General features: G+C 65.7%; 2 protein-coding genes. Both read left to right on the top strand.

The genetic code is table 11. The features are described 5' to 3' along the window. On the top strand, nt 1–517 hold a 517-nt coding region (locus ACUCV0_RS24030; RefSeq protein WP_482213387.1), incomplete at its 5' end, for a methyl-accepting chemotaxis protein. 119 nt (nt 518–636) lie between these two features. Next, nucleotides 637–1677, top strand: a 1041-nt coding sequence (locus ACUCV0_RS24025) for a HAMP domain-containing protein (RefSeq protein WP_482213929.1), incomplete at its 3' end; no start/stop codon positions are given.

Raw genomic sequence — 1677 nt, 5'->3', positions numbered from 1 at the left:
CATTGGCCAGATCCTCGAAGTCATCCGCGGCATCTCCGAGCAGACCAACCTGCTGGCGCTCAACGCCGCCATCGAAGCCGCTCGGGCCGGTGAGGCTGGTCGTGGCTTTGCCGTGGTGGCCGACGAGGTGCGTTCCCTGGCCAGCCGTACTCAGAGTTCGGCGCAGCAGATCCAGCAGATGATCGAGGAACTGCAGACCGGCTCGCGCGATGCCGTGGCCCTGATGCAGGAAAGTCAGCGGCAGAGCGCCCATAGCATGCAGGTGGCCAAGAGCGCCGGCGAACGCCTGGGCAGCGTGACCGAGCGCATCGGCGAGATCGACGGCCAGAACCAGTCGGTGGCCACTGCGACCGAGGAACAGACCTCGGTGGTGGAGACCCTGAACATGGACATCAGCGAGATCAACTTGCTGAACCAGCAGGGCGTGGACAACCTCCAGGCCACCCTGGCGGCCTGCACCGCGCTGGAAGCCGAAGCCGGTCGCCTGCAGCGGCTGGTGGGTGGCTTCCGCATCTAGCTCGGGTAGGCTGAAAAGAGGGTGCCGCTCCGCTCAAGTCGTAACGTACGTGCCCGATAACGAGGGACCGCCATGCCCTGAATCCGGCCTGGCTCCTCTCGCTACGGACGCAGACCTGTATGAAGCGACACCTGAAATTCAGCCACAAGATCCTGCTGGTCGCGGCACTGGTGATCACCACCGCGCTGGCTGCCTCGGCCGGCTTCAATGCCTACCTGCAACGTCAGGCCATCGACCAGAGCCTGAGCGCCAACCTCGCGGAAACCGGCCGGGTCACGGCTGGCAACATTGCCTATTGGCTGGATACACGGGTCAAGCTCATTGAAGGCGAGGCCCAGACCCTGGCACGCGACCACTCGCCCGAGGGGCTGGTGGGCCTGCTGGATCAGAAGATCTATACCGGCAACTTCGACTCCACCTACCTGGGCGAAGTCGACGGCACCTACACCACCCGACCGCTGCGCAACCTGCCAGCCGGCTATGATCCGCGCAAGCGCCCCTGGTACGCGGCCGCCACCGCCGCCGGCACCACGGTGTTGACTCCGCCCTATATCTTCGCTTCCTCCGGACAGCTGGGCGTGACCATCGCCACCCCGCTGCAGCGTGACGGCCAGTTGGCCGGCGTGGTGGCCGGCGACCTCAACCTCTCAGCCCTGGTGGAGATCATCACTTCGCTCAACGTCGGCGGCCTGGGTGAAGCCTTCCTGGTCGACGGCGACGGCAAGATCCTGGTCAGCAGCCATCCCGAGCAGGTGCTCAAGACGCTCAAGGACGTCTTCCCCGCGCAGAACCTGTCGCTGCAGCCCGGCCTGCAGGCCATCGCCCAGAACGGCAACGAGCGCCTGGTGAGTTTCACCCCGGTCAACGGTTTGCCCTCGGTGAAGTGGTACCTGGGTCTGTCCATCGACCAGGCCAAGGCCTATGCCCCGGTCACCCAGGCGCGCAACCTGGCCATCGTCGCCACCCTGGTGGCGGTGATCGCCATCATCCTGTTGCTGGGCCTGCTGATCCGCGTGCTCTTGCGCCCGCTGCACGACCTGACCCGCGCCATGGACGACATCGCCGAAGGCGAGGGCGATCTGACTCGTCGCCTGCCGGTACAGGCTCGCGACGAATTCGGCGCCCTGGCCGAGGCCTTCAACAAGTTCGTGGCGCGGATT

It is taken from the genome of Pseudomonas sp. VMV1, assembly GCF_056790235.1.
Note: the sequence above shows the minus strand (reverse complement) of the source record. Positions and strands in the feature narration are given on the sequence as shown.